The organism is Falsiroseomonas oryzae (assembly GCF_027856955.1).
GTDB lineage: Bacteria > Pseudomonadota > Alphaproteobacteria > Acetobacterales > Acetobacteraceae > Falsiroseomonas > Falsiroseomonas oryzae.
In genome coordinates this window covers 1-18,643 of record NZ_JAPSMD010000002.1, presented here as the reverse complement: position 1 = coordinate 18,643, position 18,643 = coordinate 1, and the positions used below count along the sequence as shown (strand labels likewise).

The window sequence follows — 18,643 nt, the reverse complement described above, 5'->3', positions numbered from 1 at the left end:
ACGATGGCGACCGACATCCCCGCCCTGGACCGCCGCGACGTGGTGCGCGGCCTGCTCGAGGATCGCGGCAACCTGCTCGTGGTGGCGGGGCTCGGCGCTTCCGCCTGGGACATCACGGCGGCCGGCGATTGCGCCACGAACTTCCCGCTCTGGGGTGGCATGGGCGGCGCCGCCATGATCGGGCTGGGCCTCGCCCTGGCGCAACCCGACCGGCGCGTGCTGGTCATCACCGGGGACGGCGAGATGCTGATGGGGCTCGGCGCGCTCTGCACCATCGCAGTCCAGAGCCCACCCAACCTCGCCGTCGTGGTGCTGGACAACGAGCACTACAGCGAGACCGGCGGGCAGGAAACCGCCACGCGGCACGGCGTGGACCTGGTTGCCATCGCGCGCGGCGCCGGCATCGGCGACTGCCGCGCCGTGCACGGCGCGCAGGAAATCGGTCCGCTACGGAACGCCATCCATGCCACGACCGCACCGCTCTTCGCCGTCGTGAAGATCGCGACGGGCAACCACCCGCTTGTCCTGCCACCGCGCGAAGGTGCCTTCCTGACGGCGCGCTTCCGCGAAGCGGTGCTAGGCCCCGCCGCGCACCACCAGCTCTGAGGCGGATGCCATGCCGCACGTGATCTGTCCGCAGGTCATCCACCCCGACGCGCAGGCGATGATCCGCGCGACCCCGGGCTTCACGCTGGAGATCCTGCCGGACAGGAGCCCGGCCACACTTGCAGCGCGGCTGCCGGACGCCGACGCGCTGATCCTGCGGACGATCCGGGTGGACCACGCCTTCCTGGCGCTGTGCCCGAAGCTCCGCATCCTGGCGCGTCATGGCGTCGGCTACGACATCATCGACGTGCCGGCGCTAACGGAGCGCGGCATCCCGCTGACCATCACGCCGGAGGCGAATGCGGTCTCCGTGGCGGAGCACGCGCTGATGCTCATGCTGGCGTGCATGCGCAAGCTGCCGGGCTACGACGCGAACATCCGGCGCCTGGTCTGGGGAGGGCAGGCCGACCTCCCATCCTTCGAGCTGGCCGGCAAGTCGGTGCTGGTCGTGGGGTTCGGGCGGATCGGGACGCGGGTCGCCCGGCTCTGCGCCGCCTTCGGCATGCGGGTGCTGGTCCGCGATCCCAACGTCGCGAAGGGTACGATCCGCGGTGCCGGCTACGAGCCGGTGGACGATCTGGATGCGGCGGCCGGGCAGGCGGACATCGTCACGCTGCACTGCCCGTCCAATGCCGACACGCGTGGGATGGTGGATGCGCGTTTCCTGGCAGCCATGAAACGCGGCGCCGTGCTGGTGAACACTGCGCGTGGGACGCTGACCGATCAGCTGGCGGTGGAAGCGGCGCTGCGCTCCGGACAGTTGGTGGCGGCCGGCCTCGACGTCTTCGAGGAGGAGCCGATCGAGGCTGAGCTGTCGCTGTTCTCCGCACCCAACCTCATCATGACGCCGCATGTGGCGGCGAGCACGCAGGAAGGTCTGCGGCGAATGGCGCTGGAGAGTGCGGCCGCGGTGATCGCCTGCTTCGAAGGTCGGCTGGACCGCGACGTGGTGGTGAACCCGGAGGTGCTGGGCCGCAACGCGTAGGCGTCGCGGCCAGCCCCGGTCAGTCGAAGCGGATGTTCGCCCGCCGGATAAGGTCGGCGTAGCGCTGCGCGTCGCGACGCAGCAGGTTCGCCGCATCGGCGCTGCTGCCACCGCCCGGGATGAAGCCGGCATCGCGAACGCGGGCACGCAAAGCAGGATCGGCGAGCGCCTTGTTCACCGCGCCGACCCAGCGGCCGATGATCGGCTCCGGCAGGCCGGGCGGCCCCATGACCATGTACCAGACGCTCTGGTCGAAGTCGGGGAAGCCGCTCTCAGCGACAGTCGGCAGGTCGGGCAGCCATTCCACGCGTTGCGGCAGCGTGGTCGCCAGGGCACGCACCCGGCCGTTGCGGATATGCGGCAGATAGGTCGGCAGCGTGTCGAAGGCGATGTCGATGCGGCCTGCCATGATCTCGTTCACAGCCTGGCCCGTGCCGCGGAACGGAATGTGCTGCATCTGCAGGCCGGCTGCGGCCGACAGCGCCTCCGCCGCCAGGTGCTGCTGCGTCGCGACGCCGGAGGAGGAGTAGTTCAGCTTGCCGGGATTGGCCTTCGCGTGATCCAGGAACTGCGCGAAGGTCTGCGCCGGCGAGTTCAGCGGGACCACGGCCACCAGGGGCACCGTGCCGGCCAGCACCACGGCGGTCTGGTCGCGGATGATGTCGAAGGGCGGCGGGTTCATGGTGGGCGGGACAACGGCCGAGGCGCTGACCGTCGTCATCAGCATCTGGTAGCCGTCCGGCCGGCCGCGCGCATTCGCCGCTGCGGCGATCGTGCCGGAGCCGCCGGCCCGGTTCTCGATCGCGATCGGCTGGCCGAGCTCCTCCTGCAGCGCGGGCTGCAGGAGGCGGGCGATAATGTCCGTGCCGCCGCCAGGGGCGAAGCCGACCAGCATGCTGACGGGCCTCGTCGGATAGGCCTGCGCCGATGCGGACCAGGGCAGCGCCGCGGCGCCGGCGGCCGCCAGCAGGGTGCGACGTGGGATCATGGCGTTCCTCCCGGAAGTCGTTGGCGGCGGAGGATGCCGCGCCGTCAGCGTCCGGTCCAGTTCGGCGGGCGCTTGCCGAGGAAGGCGCGGACCCCCTCCTGGAAGTCCTCGCTGCCGAAGCACATCGTCACGAGGTCGTCCCCGTGGATCGTGCCGGCGGCGAGACGGAGGCGCTTGAGCGCGAACTTCGTCGCGGTGAGGGTGCGCGGCGCGAGGCCCGCGATATGGGTCGCCAGCTCCATCGCACGCGTCTCCAGCGCCTCCGGCGTCTCCAGTAGTTCGGTGACGAGGCCCAGCTTCAGTGCCTCCTCGGCTTCGACGAGCCTTGCGGTGAAGACAAGTTCCTTGACGCGGGCTGCGCCAATGAGCGCGGCGAAGCGGCCGTAGTTGGCCATGGACAAGCAATTGCCCAGCGTACGGGCGATCGGCAGGCCGAAGCGGGCGTTGGCCGCGGCGATGCGCAGGTCGCAGACCCCGGCGATGCCGAGGCCGCCGCCCGTGCAGGCTCCGGCGATGGCGGCGATCACCGGCTTCGGGCAGTCCTCGATGGCGGACAACACGCGGTCGATCCGGGTCTCGTAGTCCAGCGCGTCCTGGCCGGTGCGGAACTCGGTGAACTGGCTGATGTCGGTGCCGGCGGCGAAGGCCTTCCCGCCGGCGCCGGTGATCACCCAGGCCCGGATGGCGGGATCGTCGGCGATCGCCTTCGCGCGCTCGAAAAGCCCTTCGTACATCGCGAAGGTCATCGCGTTGCGGGCCTGCGGCCGATTGAGCGTGGTCCAGGCCACCGCACCGCGGGTTTCGTGCAGGATGTCGGCCATGTGGTCCTCCCGGGTTGGCCTGCCTCTTGTGCAGTCAGCCCGCACGGCGCGACAAGAGGGGGACGGGTTCGAGGAAGCAGCCGCATGCGCATCGTCAGCGTGAAGCAGGGTGTTGCGCCGATCAGCAGCGCCATCGCCAACGCCTATATCGACTTCTCGAAGATGACGGCCTCGATCGTCGCCGTGACGGTCGAGGCGCCGGGTGGTCGGCGCGCAACAGGCTACGGCTTCAACTCGAACGGCCGTTACGCCCAGCCGGGCCTGCTGGCAGAGCGGTTCGTGCCGCGGCTGACTGAGGCCAGTGAGGCCCAGATCACAGCTGCTGACGGCAGTTTGGATCCCGCCGGCGCCTGGGCGGCGATGATGCGCAACGAGAAGCCGGGCGGCCATGGCGAGCGCAGCGTGGCCGTCGGGGTGCTGGACATGGCGCTGTGGGACGCCGCGGCGAAGCTGGAAGGCGTGCCGCTGTGGCGCCTCCTGGCGGACCGCTACAATGGCGGCAGGGCCGACGAGGCGGCCTGGGTCTACGCGGCCGGCGGCTACTACTATCCCGGCAAGGGCGTGGATCAGTTGGTCGAGGAGATGAAGCGCTACCTCGACATCGGCTACAGCACGGTGAAGATGAAGATCGGCGGCGCCCCGGGCACGGCCCTGAAGGACGCGCTGACCGAGGACCTGGCGAGGATCGAGGCCGTCCTGAAGCTGCTGGGCGGCGATGGCTCCCGCTTGGCGGTGGACGTGAATGGGCGCTTCGGCCTGCATGCCGCGTTGACCTATGCCGCCGCGCTGCGGCCCTTCAACCTGCGCTGGTACGAAGAACCGCTCGACCCCCTGGATTACGCTACCCACGCCACGCTGGCCGAGCATTATGGCCCTCCGATCGCAACGGGCGAGAACCTGTTCTCCATGCTCGATGCGCGGAACCTGATCCGGCATGGCGGGCTGCGCCCCGACCGCGACGTGCTGCAGTTCGATCCCGCCCTGTCCTATGGGCTGGTGGAGTATCTGCGGACTCTCCAGATGCTGGCCGAGCATGGCTGGAGCCCGCGGCGATGCGTGCCGCATGGCGGCCACCAGTTCGCGCTGAACATCGCGGTCGGACTGGGCCTTGGCGGAAACGAGGGCTACCCCGAGGTCTTTGCCCCCTTCGGCGGCTTCGCCGACGACGTGCCCGTGATGGACAGCCGCGTGCGCATGCCGGAGGTGCCGGGGATCGGCTTCGAGGCGAAGAACGCGCTGTACGCGGTGTTCAGGACCTTGGACTAAGGGGGCGTCCCTGGAGCCAGGCGAGCGCGTCGCCGTCCGCGCCGGAGGGCAATGCCGCCGCTGGGTCCGCCAGGAACGACAGGATGTCGCTGGTCACGGCGTCGCGGTTCCGGTCTGCCAGCAGCAGGTGGTAGCCGCGCTCGTAGATGCCGAGCCTGGGACGGGTTCCCGGTGGCAGGCGCTGCAACGCCGCGCGGCTCGCCCACGCCGGCACGACCGTGTCCTGCGCCCCAATCAGCATGAGCGTGGGCACCCGGCGTCCGTCCGCCCCGCGACAACACATCGGCAGCGCCAGGACCGCTGCATCCATGAGGTCCACCAGGCCCACAGCTGAATCCACGCGCGTCACACGGATGGCAAGCGGATCGCGGCCCAGGCGGCGAAGCGCATCCATGTTGTCGCTGGCGACCACGCCGCCGACTCCTCCCTGCACGCCGAGGACCGGGATGGTGCGTGCCACCAGCCACAGGCCACCGCGCATGAACGGGTTCATCGCATCCCGCGACCAGATCGCCGGCGCCAGCAGAACATAGCCGTCCACCGGCGGCGGCACTTCGGCGGCACTCGCCACGAGAGCGACGGAAGCCCCCATGCTCTCGCCAAGGAGGAACAACGGAAGATCCGGATGCCGTCGACGCAACAGCGCCGCAGCGGCCACGGCATCGGCGGCCAGGGTCTCTGCGCCGGCCCAAAATCCGCGATTCGGCGCTCGTCCGAAACCCCGCTGGTCGTAAGCATACACAAGCAGGCCGCCACCATTCAGCGCTGGCAAGCTGTCCGTCAGGAAGTTTCCAGAATGATCGTTGAAGCCATGCAGCGCCAGCAGCACCGCGCGTGGCGTGCCCGCGGGCGGAAAGCTGCGCAGCGGCAGCAAAGCGCCGTCTGCGGCGAGGATTGCACCCTCGCGCAGGCCGGGTTCCGCGGTCGGCGGGCCCGCTGGCAGGACGACAGGCGTGCACCCCGCACCGACCGCCAGCGCGGCCGCCGCGAGCGCGGCCCGTATCAGGGCCGCGGCTGAGCGCATTCGATCAGGCGTCGCAACGGCATGGCTGACCATACATCACGCTGATGGCGGGCGCGGCAAGGCGTCAGTTGCGGGCGACCAGCGCCTTGAGTTCGGCGATCGCTACCTTGCCGAGAGCGGTGCGCGGCAAGGCCGGTACGGGGATGACCGCGCGCGGCTGCTTGAAGCGCGCAATCTGTGCCGCGATATGCTCCAGCACACGCGTTGGATCGAAGCCAGGGGCCGGCACAACCACGGCCACCGGAACCTCCCCCCATCTTGGGTCCGGGCGCCCGACGACGGCGCCCTCGATGATGCCGGGTGCGCCAGCCAGGGCTCGTTCTACCTCGGCGGGATAGATGTTCTCGCCGCCCGAGATGATCACGTGCTTGAGGCGGTCCTTGAACCACCAGCGCCCGGCCTCGTCGACACGCCCGACATCGCCGGTCGGAAACCACCCGCCGTCGTGCAGGGCTGCCTCGCCACCCCAGTAGCCGCGCATCACGGACGGGCCGCGCACCTGGATCTCCCCGGCTGCGCCGCGAATCACGGGGCTTCCGTCCGGCATTGCCAGCCGGCACTCGACATGCAGCGCAGGACGTCCGATGGAACCCGGCGCCGCCAGGGCCTCTGGACGCGTCTGAACGAGCGCGATCGGGCAGGTCTCCGTCGCACCATAGATCTGCTGCACGGCGACGCCCTTGGCATGGAAAGCCTCGATCAGCCGCACCGGCACGTCGGAGGAACCCGCCCCGACGGCACGCAACGAGTCGAGGTTCGATCCAAGCCAGCGCGGGTGGGACACAAGCACCTGCATCACGGCTGGCACCAGCAACGAAAGGGTCGGTCGCTCTCGTTCGATGGCATCGAAGAAGGCGTCGGGATCGAAGCGGCGGTGCAGGATCACTTCGGCACCCGTGTAGAGCGCCGGCGTGGTCTGGATGTTGAGGCCGCCGACATGGAACATGGGCAGCACGGTGAGGATCCGGTCCTGTGCCGTCATGCCGAAGGCGTGCTGCGCATTGAGCGCGTTGAAGAGTACCGCACGCTGGTCGAGCAGTGCTCCCTTCGGCCGTCCGGTGGTGCCGGAGGTGTACACGAGAAGGAGCGGATCCTCCTCGGTGCCAACAGGGACGGCTGGCAGGCGATCTGGCGTGAGGTCGGCCGTCCGCGCCACGGCGCAGCCTTCCGGTGCCGCGGCAACGGCGCTCTCGAGCAGATCCTCCTCGGCCAACAGCAGCCGCGCCCCCGAGTCGGCCAGGATGAAACGCCACTCGGGTGCGGCGAGCCGCCAGTTCAGCGGCACCTGGATGGCGCCGATCCTCGCGCAGGCGAACAGTAGGATAAGCTGGTCCGGGGTGTTGTGGCCCAGGAACGCCACACGGTCGCCGCGCTCCAGGCCGCGTGCCGCGAGCGCTCCGGCGACCGCCTCGACGCGCAGCGCGAGATCCGCGTAGGCGAGCGAGCCAGCATCCCAGCGCAGCGCGCAGCGATCCGGGCTGTGGTCAGCATGGCGCGTGAGCCAGCGCCAGATCATGCGTCGGTCTCGCCCCGCTCATACAGCGAATCGCGGCCAAGCCGGTCCAGGCAGAGCTCGGCGGTCCAGGGCAGCATGAGCGCGCCACAACGGCTGTCGCGATAGATCCGCTCCAGCGGCAGCGACTTCAGCATCGACTGACCGCCACAGGTCCGGATCGCCAGCGTCGCGATCGCGTTCGCGCTCTCCATCACCGTGTGCTGCGCGGCCAGGGCCCGCATCATCTGGTCCTTCGACGGGTCAGGTCCGGCCTCCGTGATGGCCTGGAACCAGAGCGCCTTCGTCTGCTCCAGCATCACCTTCATCTGGGCGACGGCGATCTGCTTCGTCGGATACATGCGCCGCTTCACCGGCGGCGTGCCTGGCTGCTCGCCGCGCAGGTAGCGGATGGTGAAGTCATAGGCCGCCTGCGCCAGCCCCATGTAGGTCGGCGAGAGGGTCAGGAACATGTGCGGCCAGCGCGCCGCGGCCTGGAAGTAGAGCCCGGGCGGCATCAGGGCCGCGTCGTCCGGCACGAAGACGTCGGTAAAGACCAGATTGCGGGAGACGGTTCCCCGCATGCCCAGCGGGTCCCAGTCGCCCTCGACACTCACGCCCGGCGCATCCGCGGGGACGCCGAGATACAGCGTATCCCGCCGCGACAGCTTCTCGCCCTCGCGCAGCTCCGTGCAGAGGATGCCGTAGTAGTCCGCATGGCCGGCAAGGCTGGCGAAGATCTTCTTCCCGTTGATCAGGAACCCCCCTGCGACGCGGCGCGCCGTGGTGCCAAAGGCCGTCGCGCCAGCGGCAGCGGCTCCGCCTTCGGAGAAAGGCTGCGAATAGACGGCCCCGTCCCTGAGGATCCGGTCATAGTGCAGGCGGCGGCGCCGGCGGTGCTCGGCGCGTTCGGCCGCGTCCAGATCCAGGTCTTCGGTGAGCATGCCGGTCCACAGCGTGCTGCACACATGCATGTTCCAGGTCAGCGCGGTGGCACCGCAATAGCGGCCCAGCTCCGCTGCCGTGAGGCAATAGGCGCGGAAGCCCGCTCCGATCCCGCCCTCGCTTTCGGGAATGCAGATGCCAAGCAGGCCCTCGGCATGCATGTCACGGTAGTTGTCCGTCGGAAAGGCGGCGTCGCGATCCCACCGGGCCGCGCGGGGCGCCAGGACACGGCCGCCGAATTCGCGCGCCTTGGCCGTCAGCGCCGCTTCCTGTGCCGTCAGCCGGAGGGCGACGGGGTCGAAGATCGGCGCGTCGCCCTGGTGCGTCGTTGGCAGGACATCCATCGGCCTTACTCCGACAGGAAGGGGAGCAACGCGGCCCGGAACTCCACCGGCCGCTCCAGGTGAAGCAGGTGGCCCGCCCCTGGAACGACGACGATGCGCGATCCTGGGATCGCAGTTGCCATGCGCTGCATCGTCTTCAGCGGCGCCGCCTGATCACGCTCACCAGCGATCAGCAGCGTCGGTACGCCAATGCGGGAAAGCTCGGCCCGCCGGTCGAAGGTCGTCAGGCAGCGGACGGTTTCGCGATACACGGCCTCGGGTATCGCCGCGAGCGCGGCCGAAGCCTGCGACGCCGCATCAGGATCCGCCCCGGCTTCGAACATTCCTGCCAGCATCTCCGGAGCGGCCTGCGCCATGGATCGCCCTCCCTCCAGCGGGCCGAGGCGCGCCTGCAGAAACGCCTCGGCGAAGGCCGGGTCCCGGCCACCAAAGGCCGGCGTGGTCGCGTAGAGCACCAGCCTCTCGACCCGATCGGGCCAGGTCGCGATGAACTCCTGCGCCAACATGCCGCCCATCGAATGGCCGACCAGGGTCACCCGTGCGATGCCTCGGGCATCCAGTGCCTCGCGGAGGGCAGCCGCGAGCGCCGGGAACGTCATGGCGGGCAGCGCCGGCGTCCCGCAGAAGCCCGGCATCGGCCAATCCAGCGCGCCTGGCACCAGCTCTCCCCAGGAGGGCCCGCCGATGCCGTGCAGCAGCACCACGCTCATCGGACCGGTCTCCCCTCGTCGACCACGATGACGTCGTCCAGCGTGATGGTGCAGCCGAACACCGGAATATCGAAATGACCATCGGTGAAGCGGCCCGCGAATTCGTTCGCACCTGTGGAGAACAGGAAGTTCCCGGCCGCGGCGCGCAGCTCCGTGCCGTTGACGTCGCGCCTGTCGTGGAAGAGCAGCGCCTCGCGCCTCGCGCGCGGGTTCAACCCCCAGCCGACATGGCTCACCGCATAGGCAGCCTGATTGCCCCACGCCGCAAGATGTTCGCGCATCAGCCGCGCATCGACGCCCTCGCCGCCCAAAGCAACGATATGGTCGTCCTGCAGCGTCAGCCGGACCTCAGTCTCGATGTAGCGCTTGAAGGTGAGGTTGACGTCCCCGGGCGCCAGGACAAGCGTACCATTGACGGTGCCGGCCTTCGGGAAGGCGACGACCACGCCCCCCGGCCAGTGCGCGACGGTCCCCGGCCGATCGGTCCAGCCCCAGACGCCGGCACTGGGGGCTCCGTCCAGATCGATGCAGAGGTCGCTGCCTGCCGCGCTCGTCACGCGCATTCGTTTCGCGGAACGCATGCGACGCAAGGCGTCCTTCACCATCGCCTCGTCCTCGGGCCGAGGCACCAAGCGTTCCAGAACCTCGGGATGCTCGTCACTGACCATCAGAATACGTGGGCCGGCGGCGAGGATGTCCTTCAGTTCCGGGGCATGCAGCAGGCCTTCGAGCGTCAGATCCAGCACCAGCGTGGAGGCCTTCAGCGCCGCCAGGGCGACAGGATGGGCCTGCAGTGCCCGGGATGCCCCGGTGGAGCGGACCGGGACGGGCGTGGCCTGGGGCGGCGTGGGCAAGACCAGCCGGCAGGGGCGGCAGCCCAAACGATGCGCGGCCAGTTCTGCCAGATCGAGGTTCAGGGTCCGCGACTGGCTCTCCGCCAGCAGGCAGACGACCTCTCCGGATCTCGCCTTGCACAGGCGGAGCACGGTCTCGAAGGCATCGATCCATTGCGGCTCGATGCGGTCGTCTCGCATTCCTGAACCTCCCAGCGCCCCTGAGGGCGATTGTAGGGCTGGCGCGGCTCGCATGAAAAGTCATATGTTTGTCGTGATGGGCGATCCGCCGCGGTTCATCGACGACTATCTGCTGTATCTGCTCGCGCGCGCCTCGCATGCTGCTTCGGCCGGCTTCCATGCGCGCCTGAAGCGACGCGGCGTGGCAGTTCCGACATGGCGCGTGGTAGCCACGCTGCACGGTGCCGCCGACGGCGAAACGGTCGGCAGGCTCGCGACAGCCTGCCTGATGCAGCAGCCGACCATGACCAAGCTCCTCGACCGGATGGCGCAGGACGGCATCGTGCTGCGGCAGCGTGAGGGGCGGCAGACCCGCATCAAGCTGACCGGCGACGGCGAACAGCTGGCGGCCGACCTGATCCGTGAGGCGCGGCGGCACGAAACCGAGCTTCTCGCCCGGCATGCCGAGGCCGCATCGGCGCTGAAGGCGCTGCTGCGGGAGATCATCACCCCTCCAGATTGAGACGCGCGCTCCCTATCTCTTTGCGATGCCGCCGATGTCCACCCTGAGCCGCATCGTTTTGGTGCTGCTCGTCGTCTCCGCCCTGGTGCAGATCCTGGTGCTCGTCTTGCGCTGAAGACCTCCCCCGGCGAGGGTGCGCGTTCCGGAGGGAGTGCGGACGATGCGCGTCGGGGTGATCGGGCTTGGGGCGATGGGCATGGGCGCTGCGAAGTCCTGCCTGCGCGCCGGCTTGGAGACGACGGGATGCGACCTGCGTGACTCCGCCCGCGCCGAGTTCGCCGGGGCCGGCGGATCGGCCTGCGCCAGCCCGGCTGACTTGCCTCCGGGCCTCGAGGCCGTGCTGCTCCTGGTCGTCAACGCCGCCCAGACGGAGGCAGCCCTGTTCGGCCCCGAAGGCTGCGCAGGCCGTCTGGCACCGGGAGCGGTGGTGATCTCCTCCGCGACGATGTCGCCCGCGGACGCAGCCCGGCTGGCCGAGACGACCGCCGGACATGGCCTCCTCTATCTCGACGCGCCGGTTTCGGGCGGCGCCGCGAAGGCCGCCGCGGGCGAGATGACCGTCATGGCTTCGGGAGATCCCGTTGCCTTCGCCAAGGCCGAGCCGGTGCTGGCGGCCGTTGCGACCAAGGTCTGGCGGCTGGGTGACCGGCCGGGGATCGGCGCCACCGTGAAGGTCGTCCACCAACTGCTCGCGGGCGTGCATATCGCGGTGGCGGCGGAGGCGATGTCCCTGGGCATCCGGGCCGGCGCAGATCCACGCCAGCTCTACGAGGTCGTCACCAGCGCCGCCGGCAATTCCTGGATGTTCGAGAACCGCATGGCCCGGGTGCTGGAGGGTGATGACGCGCCGCGGTCGGCGGTGGACATCTTCGTGAAGGACCTTGGCCTGGTCGCGGAGTTGGCGCGATCACTCGACCACCCCGTGCCGCTGGCCAGCCAGGCGCAGCAGCTGTTCACGGCCGCGTCCGCCATGGGCCATGGCCGGGCCGACGACGGGTTCGTGATCCGGGTGTGGCAGGCACTGACCGGCATCCCCCTCCCCGGCCGAGACGACCCGGCATGAAGGTCGCGATCGGAGCGGAGGGGTAGGAAGCGTCGCAACCCCGCCGTCGCGCCCGGAGCGGTCCGCCGGGTCAGGACCGGAGCACGCCCTCTACGGCCTGAGCGACAGCGAGCAGCCGGGCATCGCCCATGCGCTCACCCATCAGCATGAACCCCACGGGGGCGTCGCCCGGGCGATGGCAGGGCAGGCTGATCGCGCAGCGGTCCAGGAAATTCGCCACGCTCGTGTTCCGCAGCAGCAGCAGGTTGATCCGGTTGTACTCCGTCTCGTCCTCGACTTCGGCGATGGCGGGAGGAACCAGGGGGCAGGTGGGCGTCACGACGGCATCGAGATGCGCGGTGCGCGGCGCGATCGCCGCGATGATCCGGGCGCGCGCCTGGGTCAGGATGATGTAGTCGGCGGCCGACATGCGCTCGCCCCGCATGATGCGCCGCAGGATCCGCGGATCGTAGTGCTCACGCTTCGCCGCGATCAGCTCGCGGTGCCATGCCCAGGCCTCGCTTGCCGCGAAGCCGCCGGTGGCGTTCACGGCCGGGATCTCGGCGAGCTCGGGCAGGTCGAGCCGCTCGATCCGCACGCCAGCAGCGGAGAGTCGAGACAGCGCCGCCTCGAAAGCGGCGGTGACGTCCTTGTCCCAGTCCTGTGTCACATAGCCCTGCAACACGCCCAGCTTCAGCCCGGCGACCGGAAGCGGCAGGCCTGGCGACCAGGGCTCCTCGCCCGCCATCAGGCTGTCGATCAGCGCGCAGCACGCAACCGAGCGCGCCAATGGGCCAAGGCTGTCCAGGGTGAAGGAGAGCGGAAGGGTGCCGGCGAGCGGCACACGGCTGGCGGTCGGCTTCCACCCGACGATCCCGCAGAGTGCCGCTGGAATGCGGCAGGATCCGCCTGTATCGGAACCAAGCCCGGCAAAGCCCATCCCGTCTACCGTCGCGACCGCCGCACCCGATGACGAGCCCCCGGGCAGGCGTCCCGTGGCACGGTCCCAAGGCGAGCGTGGAGTGCCGAAATGCGGATTCACGCCGAGCCCCGAGAATGCAAACTCGCTCATGTTCGTGCGGCCAAGCACCACGAACCCCGCTCTCTCGAGTCGGGCCACGGATGGCGCTGTGACGAGCGCCGGATCCGCGCCGGACAAGGCGGCGGACCCGCCGCGCGTGACATGGCCGGTCTGGTCGTAGAGGTCCTTGATCGAGATCGGGATTCCGGCCCAGGGGCTGGGTGGGCGGCCCGCGGCCCGCAGGTCGTCCATGGCGCGCGCGGCAGCCATCGCGCTGCCGGCCTGCACCTCCACGAAGGCACGTGCACCCTCGCCGGTCGGGTCGCCGATGCGTGACAACGCTTCTTCGACCAGGACAACCGAAGCGGTCCGGCCATCGGCGAGGTCGTTTGCGGCCTGGGCAATCGTCGGGAGAGGCATCTCGGGCATCCGGCACGTGAACCGGCCCGATGCTGCGCGGTGCCCCCGCTGGCCGCAAGCGGCGGATCAGCGCGCCGACGGCTGGCCTGCGTCGTTGGCCGGCGGGTTCGCCAGGATCAACTGCACCGCCCAGGGATACAGAAGGAAGCCCACCGCGCCCGCCGGCACGAGCGGCACGTCCGGCATCTCGGTCCGCTGCGTCTCGCCGTCGGCATCCATGGCCTCACCCCCATCACCCGGGGGAGGGAAGCGTCCGACGGACGGTATCGTTCCCGGCCAGCGCCGATTTGACAGGGCCGCCCAACCGGCTCGTATGATGGCGACACACACAGGCGGCCAAGACGCCACGGTAGGGGAGGAAGAGACATGTCCTTGAAGCGCGCGCTGCGTGCCGCGGCGGTTGCCGTCGCCGTCCTGTTGCCCTGGATGGGCAGCCCGAGTCAGGCCCAGGAATGGCGCGGTTGGAACATCCATGTTCCGGACTATCCGAACAGCCGGGGCATGGACCGTTTCGGCGAACTGGTCATGCAGCGCACCAACAACCGCATCCGCATGCGCACCTATCACAACGCGACGCTCGGCCAGCAGGACGAAGCAATCCAACAGATGCGTCTCGGCACAATCGACTTCGCCAACTACAATCTGTCGCCCTTCAACAATCTCGCTCCCTCGACGAACGTCGTGACGCTGCCATTCATATTCCGCGACGTGCCGCATCTGCATCGCGTGATGGATGGCCCGGTCGGCGAGGCGCTTGCTCGTGATCTGGAGGCAATCGGCATCATCGCTCTAGCCTGGTATGATGCCGGCGCGCGCTCCTTCTACACCCGTGACCGGCAGATCCGCACGCCGGAGGATATGCGCGGCCTCAAGATCCGTGTTCAAACTTCGGATCTCTGGATTGACATGATGCGCGCCCTAGGAGCCAACCCCACGCCACTTCCCTTCGGCGAGGTCTACACCGCATTGCAGTCAGGCGTGATCGACGGCGCAGAGAACAACTGGCCTTCCTACGAGAGCCAGCGGCATTTCGAGCACGCGCGGATTTATTCCACGACTGAGCATTCCAATGTGCCGGAGGTGCTCGCCGTTTCTCGCCAGCGCTGGCAGCGGCTGAACGATCAGGAGCGCAACATCCTTCGTGATGCAGCGCGTGAGTCTGCGGCCTTCCAGCGTCAACTCTGGGCCGAGCGCGAGCGCCGTTCGCGGGAGATCGTGGTCGCAGCCGGCGTCACGGTCGTCGACATCACGGACCGCCGTCCCTTCGCGAACTTGATGGAGAGCGTGTACGCCAAGCACGCCGGGACGCCGCAGCTCCAGGCACTCGTCCGGCGCATCCGAGAGACGGAATGATGCAGGCTGGGCGCGGCCGCCAAGGCGGCTACGCCCAGAGCATGCGCGAAACTCCCATCCTTCCGGAGCAAGACCAGTCATGGCGCTGTTCTCGCGCATGCTCGACATCTTTTGCCGCCTCGTCATCATCACCGCAGGGGCCGCATTGGTGGCGCTGGTGGCGATGATGGGGTGGATGGTCTTCGGACGATACGTGCTGAACGACACGCCGACCTGGGTGGAACGCGGCGCCACGCTCGCCATTCTCTCAATCGCCTTGCCTGTCGCCGCCGTCGGCGTCCGGGAACGCTTCCATCTCTCGGTCCTCGGCTTCCGCGAATCGCTTCCCATGGCGGCGCAGCGCTGGATCGCTGTGGCCTGTGACGCACTGGTCGGTCTCTTCGGCTTCGCGATGATGATCTATTCGCAGGAGCTGGTGGAAATGGTCTGGAACTTCCGCATCCCGCTGCTCGGCATCAGCCAAGGCTGGACCTACGTGCCGCTGATGGTCTGTGGAGGTCTCATAACGCTCTTCGCCATCGAGCAGGTGCTGCTCGACATACTCCGCAAGGAAGGGCCCGAGCAGCGCGGCATCAAGGCCGCCTTCCTGGAGTAGCCGCGCGTGGAATTCGGACTGCTCCTGATCATCGCCGTCTTCATCCTCGGCGTGGTTGCAGGCATCCCGGTGGCCTTCACGCTGGGCATCGCGGCGCTGGCCGGCTTCCTGTGGGAGGGGCTGAACCCCGCGGTCGCCTTCCAGCAGATGACGTCGGGTATGAGCATCTTCTCGCTGCTGGCGATCCCTTTCTTCATCTTCGCCGGCGAGTTGATGCTGCATGGCGGCATCGCGCGGCGGCTGGTCGCGCTCGCGTCCGCCTGCGTCGGCTGGATGCGGGGTGGGCTGGGCATGGTGGACGTGTCCACCTCCATGCTGTTCGGCGGCATCTCAGGCTCGGCGGTCGCCGACACATCCGCGACCGGGACCATCCTGATCCCGGCGATGAAGGCCAAGGGGTACGGGGTGGACTACGCGGTGAGCCTCACCGTCACTTCCTCCATTGCCGGCATCCTGATCCCGCCCAGCCACAACATGATCCTCTATTCGCTGGCGGCGGGCGGCGGCATCTCGGTCTCGGCGCTGTTCATCGCCGGAATCGTGCCGGGCGTCATGATGTGCCTTTTCCTCGCGGCCGCCGCCTACGTCATGGCGGTGCGGCGCGGCTATCCGGCGGAGGGATGGAAGGGCTTCCGCTACCTGGGCTGGACATTCGTGGATGCGCTGCCCGGACTGTTCACCGCCTTCATCATCCTGGGCGGTGTGCTCTCGGGCATCTTCACCGTGACCGAGAGCGCCGCCTTCGGCGCGATCTGGGCGCTGGTCGTGACCATCCTCGTCTACCGGGCCCTGAGCTGGGAGAGCTTCAAGGTCGCGGTGGCGGCCAGCGTCCGGACCTCAGCGGTGGTGTTCCTGCTGGTCGGCACGGCGACCGCCTTCGCCTACCTCCTCGCGCTGTATCGCCTGCCCGACCTGCTGACCGAGGGGATGCTGGCGATCAGCAGCAACCCCATCGTCATCCTGCTTATGATCAATCTCTGCCTGCTGCTGTTGGGTTGCGTGATGGACATGGCGGCGCTGATCCTCATCACCACGCCGATCTTCCTGCCGGTGGTCGTGGCCATCGGCGTGGACCCCGTGCAGTTCGGCATGGTGATGATGATGAATCTCGGCCTCGGCCTGACCACGCCGCCGGTCGGCGCCGTGCTCTTCGTCGGCTGCGCGATCGGGCGAATATCCATCGAGCAGGTGATGCGCACCATCTGGCCCTTCTGGGGGGCGATCGTGGTGGCGCTCGCCTTGACCACCTACGTGCCTGCCGTTTCGCTGACCCTGCCGCGCCTTCTGCTGGGCTACGGCGGATAGAGGAAGGTACCGATGCACACCAAGCCGATCCTGCTGACCGGCGCCTCCGGCGCGCTCGGCCGCATGCTGGCGCGCGAGCTGGGCGCGGCCGGCTACACGCTGCGCCTGACCGACATCGCCCCCTTCCCGGATCCGCTGCCGAAGGGTGCGAGCTTCGTCCGGGCCGACCTGAACGAGGCCCTGGCCATCGTCCGCCAGGCCGAGGGATGCTCCACCATCCTGCATTTCGGCGGCAACGCCACCGAGCAGCCTTTCGAGACCATCATCGAGCCCAACATCCGCGGCCTCTACCACATCTACGAGGCGGCGCGGCGCGAGGGCGCGCGGGTGGTCTTCGCCAGTTCCAACCACACCATCGGCTTCCACGAGCGGCCGCGCGGCAACGAAGGCAAGCTCGACTTCGACTGCCAGTTCCGTCCGGACGGCTACTACGGCCTGTCCAAGGCTTATGGCGAGCTGATGGGCCGCCTTTACTGGGACAAGCACGGGTTGGAGAATGTCAACATCCGCATCGGCTCCTGCCTGCCGAAGCCGAACAACGCCCGCGGCCTCTCGACTTGGCTCTCCTACCCCGATCTGGCGAGTTGCGTGATCCGCTGCATTGAGGCGGAGCGCGTCGGGCACGCCGTGATTTGGGGCGCCTCCAATAATCCGCAGAGCTTCTGGGCGAAGGACCACCGCGACCGCATCGGCTGGCAGCCGAAGGACAGCGCCGAGACCTACCGTACCGAAATCGAAAAGGTGGTCAGCGGAAACCCCGTCGAGGAGCGCTATCAGGGCGGCTTCTATTGCCCGATCGAGTATTCCCGGAAGAGCGGCTTCTCCCCGCGCGATCCCTTCAGCCTGGAATGATCACCCTGCGGGCCGTCGGCGCCGAGGCCGTCATCCTGCCCGAGCAGGGCGCCGCGTTCGCCGCTCTGCGCCACGCCGGTCGCGATCTGCTGGTGCCGGTGCCGCCGGGGGAGGACCCGAATCGCGGCTTCCACGGGTCCTTCCTCATGGCGCCCTGGACGAACCGGCTCGACGGGGGACGGATCGTGGTGGCCGGCACCGAGCACCGCTTGCCTGTCAACCGGCCCGACGAGGGCACTGCCATCCATGGTTTTCTCCGCGACATGCCGTGGACGGTCCTACGGGCGGATGACGGTTCGGCGTTGCTGGCGTGTACCTTCGACCATGTGCCGTTCGCCGGGGAGGCCCGGCTCGCGGCGAACCTCTCGGCAGGCGCGCTGCATCTCTCGGTGGGCCTGACGAACCGCGGCGGCGTCCCGACACCGATGGGCCTGGGCTGGCATCCCTATTTTCCGCGGCCAGCAGGCACGCGGCTAAGCGCCGCAGCGCGCGTCGCCTTCCGTCGGGACGAGCGCAACCTGCCGATCGAACCTCGCCCGAGCGCCGGAGTGGATGGCAGCGATGAAGCTCTGCAGGGCCTCGACACGCATTTCGCTGGCTGGGATGGCGTCGCGCGAATCGCTTGGCCGGACGGCTACGCGCTGACCCTTCATGCCACCGGTGCGTGGGCTGCGAACCTCCAGGTCTTCGCTCCGCCGCATGCCGCCGTGCTGGCCGTCGAGCCGGTGAGCCACGCACCGGATGCGCCGAACCGGGCCGCATCCGCCGCGCATGGCGCCATGCACGTAGTCGACCCAGGCGCCACGCTCTCCGCCTCACTGATGATTCATTGGCAGTGACGCGTCCCTGCACGGGAACAATCGCCGCGACGTGACGTTCGCCTCGGCACCCGCGCCATTGCAGCGCGCGGCGGCGTGCCGAGCCGGCGCGCGACACCGTGGAGCCGACGGATTCGCAGCAGGCGACGCCGCTGGGTCCGGCACTCCGGGGGGACGGTGACGCGCAGGGCGCGCGCAGGACGAGGCGACGCTGGCGACAAGCGGCGTTACCTCGGCGAACACGACCTGACGGAGGAGGATCAGCACATGAGCGACGAGACGGAGCAGATGCCGGCAACGGGCGACGACCAGCAGAGCGGATCGGCCGAGCCCGAAAAGGAGCAGCCACGGCGCCGCCGCACGGGCACGCGCCGCGCCGCCGCGGGCAGCAAGCGCGCCACCGCGGGCCGCAGCGGCGGTGCTGCCGCCAAGACCACCCGCACCAAGACGGCGAGCGGGACGAGGAAGGCAAGCGGCGCGTCGGCAAGGGGCGCATCGGCGAGGGGCGCGGCCGGGCGGA

The 18,643-nt window shown here is 69.1% G+C and carries 20 protein-coding genes; 11 read left to right on the top strand and 9 right to left on the bottom strand.

Annotation, left to right across the window (positions count from 1 at the left end):
* Nucleotides 1-3: 3 nt before the first annotated feature.
* Nucleotides 4-606, top strand: a complete 603-nt coding sequence (locus OZN99_RS00555; protein WP_270933208.1) for a thiamine pyrophosphate-dependent enzyme — start codon at nt 4-6, stop codon at nt 604-606.
* Nucleotides 607-616: 10 nt separating this feature from the next.
* The gene (locus OZN99_RS00550; protein ID WP_270933207.1) at nt 617-1,591 is read left to right on the top strand and encodes an NAD(P)-dependent oxidoreductase; all 975 of its coding nucleotides are present in this window, start codon (nt 617-619) and stop codon (nt 1,589-1,591) included.
* A gap of 19 nt (nt 1,592-1,610) precedes the next feature.
* On the opposite strand, the gene OZN99_RS00545 is transcribed toward OZN99_RS00550, so the two are convergent.
* Together OZN99_RS00545 and OZN99_RS00540 are read right to left on the bottom strand one after the other, a co-directional pair.
* Nucleotides 1,611-2,579, bottom strand: coding sequence for a Bug family tripartite tricarboxylate transporter substrate binding protein (locus tag OZN99_RS00545; RefSeq protein WP_270933206.1), 969 nt, complete (start codon nt 2,577-2,579; stop codon nt 1,611-1,613).
* A 44-nt stretch (nt 2,580-2,623) separates the two neighbouring features.
* Complete coding sequence (locus OZN99_RS00540; RefSeq protein ID WP_270933205.1) at nt 2,624-3,400, bottom strand: enoyl-CoA hydratase/isomerase family protein; 777 nt, start codon at nt 3,398-3,400, stop codon at nt 2,624-2,626.
* Between the two features lie 84 nt (nt 3,401-3,484).
* On the opposite strand from OZN99_RS00540, the gene OZN99_RS00535 reads away from it, so the two are divergent.
* Nucleotides 3,485-4,666: an enolase C-terminal domain-like protein gene (locus OZN99_RS00535; RefSeq protein ID WP_270933204.1), complete on the top strand. Its 1,182-nt coding sequence runs from the start codon at nt 3,485-3,487 to the stop codon at nt 4,664-4,666.
* Here OZN99_RS00535 and OZN99_RS00530 read toward each other — a convergent pair.
* Genes OZN99_RS00530 through OZN99_RS00510 form a run of 5 tightly spaced genes read right to left on the bottom strand, consistent with a single transcriptional unit; the run spans nt 4,650 to nt 10,215 of the window.
* On the bottom strand, nt 4,650-5,723 hold the full coding sequence (locus tag OZN99_RS00530) for an alpha/beta fold hydrolase (protein ID WP_270933203.1): 1,074 nt from the start codon (nt 5,721-5,723) through the stop codon (nt 4,650-4,652). The two genes, OZN99_RS00535 and OZN99_RS00530, sit on opposite strands and share 17 nt — an antisense overlap.
* 31 nt (nt 5,724-5,754) lie before the next feature.
* Nucleotides 5,755-7,206 carry an AMP-binding protein gene (locus tag OZN99_RS00525; RefSeq protein ID WP_270933202.1) on the bottom strand — a complete coding sequence of 484 codons (1,452 nt, stop codon included), beginning with the start codon at nt 7,204-7,206 and terminating at the stop codon, nt 5,755-5,757.
* Nucleotides 7,203-8,471 carry an acyl-CoA dehydrogenase family protein gene (locus OZN99_RS00520; RefSeq protein WP_270933201.1) on the bottom strand — a complete coding sequence of 423 codons (1,269 nt, stop codon included), beginning with the start codon at nt 8,469-8,471 and terminating at the stop codon, nt 7,203-7,205. Before OZN99_RS00520 ends, OZN99_RS00525 begins: the two co-directional genes overlap by 4 nt.
* Nucleotides 8,472-8,476: 5 nt before the next feature.
* Nucleotides 8,477-9,181, bottom strand: a complete 705-nt coding sequence (locus OZN99_RS00515) for an alpha/beta fold hydrolase (protein ID WP_270933200.1) — start codon at nt 9,179-9,181, stop codon at nt 8,477-8,479.
* Entirely contained in the window at nt 9,178-10,215 is a 1,038-nt protein-coding gene (locus tag OZN99_RS00510; RefSeq protein ID WP_270933199.1) for a 2,5-dihydroxypyridine 5,6-dioxygenase, read from the bottom strand. Before OZN99_RS00510 ends, OZN99_RS00515 begins: the two co-directional genes overlap by 4 nt.
* Before the next feature lie 64 nt (nt 10,216-10,279).
* Here OZN99_RS00510 and OZN99_RS00505 point away from each other — a divergent pair, with 64 nt between their 5' ends.
* Both OZN99_RS00505 and ltnD read left to right on the top strand, forming a co-directional pair.
* A complete protein-coding gene (locus OZN99_RS00505) occupies nt 10,280-10,717 on the top strand; it encodes a MarR family winged helix-turn-helix transcriptional regulator (protein ID WP_270933198.1) in 438 nt (145 codons plus the stop codon).
* A gap of 160 nt (nt 10,718-10,877) precedes the next feature.
* Nucleotides 10,878-11,780 (top strand): L-threonate dehydrogenase, encoded by a 903-nt coding sequence (gene ltnD / locus OZN99_RS00500; protein ID WP_270933197.1) that lies wholly within the window; start codon nt 10,878-10,880, stop codon nt 11,778-11,780.
* Nucleotides 11,781-11,850: 70 nt separating this feature from the next.
* On the opposite strand, the gene OZN99_RS00495 is transcribed toward ltnD, so the two are convergent.
* Entirely contained in the window at nt 11,851-13,200 is a 1,350-nt protein-coding gene (locus tag OZN99_RS00495; RefSeq protein WP_270933196.1) for an amidase, read from the bottom strand.
* A gap of 66 nt (nt 13,201-13,266) precedes the next feature.
* A complete protein-coding gene (locus OZN99_RS00490; protein ID WP_270933195.1) occupies nt 13,267-13,419 on the bottom strand; it encodes a hypothetical protein in 153 nt (50 codons plus the stop codon).
* Between the two features lie 147 nt (nt 13,420-13,566).
* On the opposite strand from OZN99_RS00490, the gene OZN99_RS00485 reads away from it, so the two are divergent.
* The 6 genes from OZN99_RS00485 to OZN99_RS00460 all read left to right on the top strand — a co-directional run.
* Complete coding sequence (locus tag OZN99_RS00485; protein WP_270933194.1) at nt 13,567-14,553, top strand: TRAP transporter substrate-binding protein; 987 nt, start codon at nt 13,567-13,569, stop codon at nt 14,551-14,553.
* 79 nt (nt 14,554-14,632) lie between these two features.
* Nucleotides 14,633-15,148 (top strand): TRAP transporter small permease, encoded by a 516-nt coding sequence (locus tag OZN99_RS00480; RefSeq protein WP_270933193.1) that lies wholly within the window; start codon nt 14,633-14,635, stop codon nt 15,146-15,148.
* A 6-nt stretch (nt 15,149-15,154) separates the two neighbouring features.
* Nucleotides 15,155-16,453, top strand: a complete 1,299-nt coding sequence (locus OZN99_RS00475) for a TRAP transporter large permease (protein ID WP_270933192.1) — start codon at nt 15,155-15,157, stop codon at nt 16,451-16,453.
* A gap of 12 nt (nt 16,454-16,465) precedes the next feature.
* A complete protein-coding gene (locus OZN99_RS00470; protein ID WP_270933191.1) occupies nt 16,466-17,305 on the top strand; it encodes an NAD-dependent epimerase/dehydratase family protein in 840 nt (279 codons plus the stop codon).
* Entirely contained in the window at nt 17,302-18,144 is an 843-nt protein-coding gene (locus OZN99_RS00465) for an aldose epimerase family protein (RefSeq protein WP_270933190.1), read from the top strand. The genes OZN99_RS00470 and OZN99_RS00465 overlap by 4 nt, the downstream gene beginning before the upstream one ends.
* 246 nt (nt 18,145-18,390) lie before the next feature.
* On the top strand, nt 18,391-18,643 hold a 253-nt coding region (locus OZN99_RS00460), incomplete at its 3' end, for a hypothetical protein (RefSeq protein ID WP_270933189.1).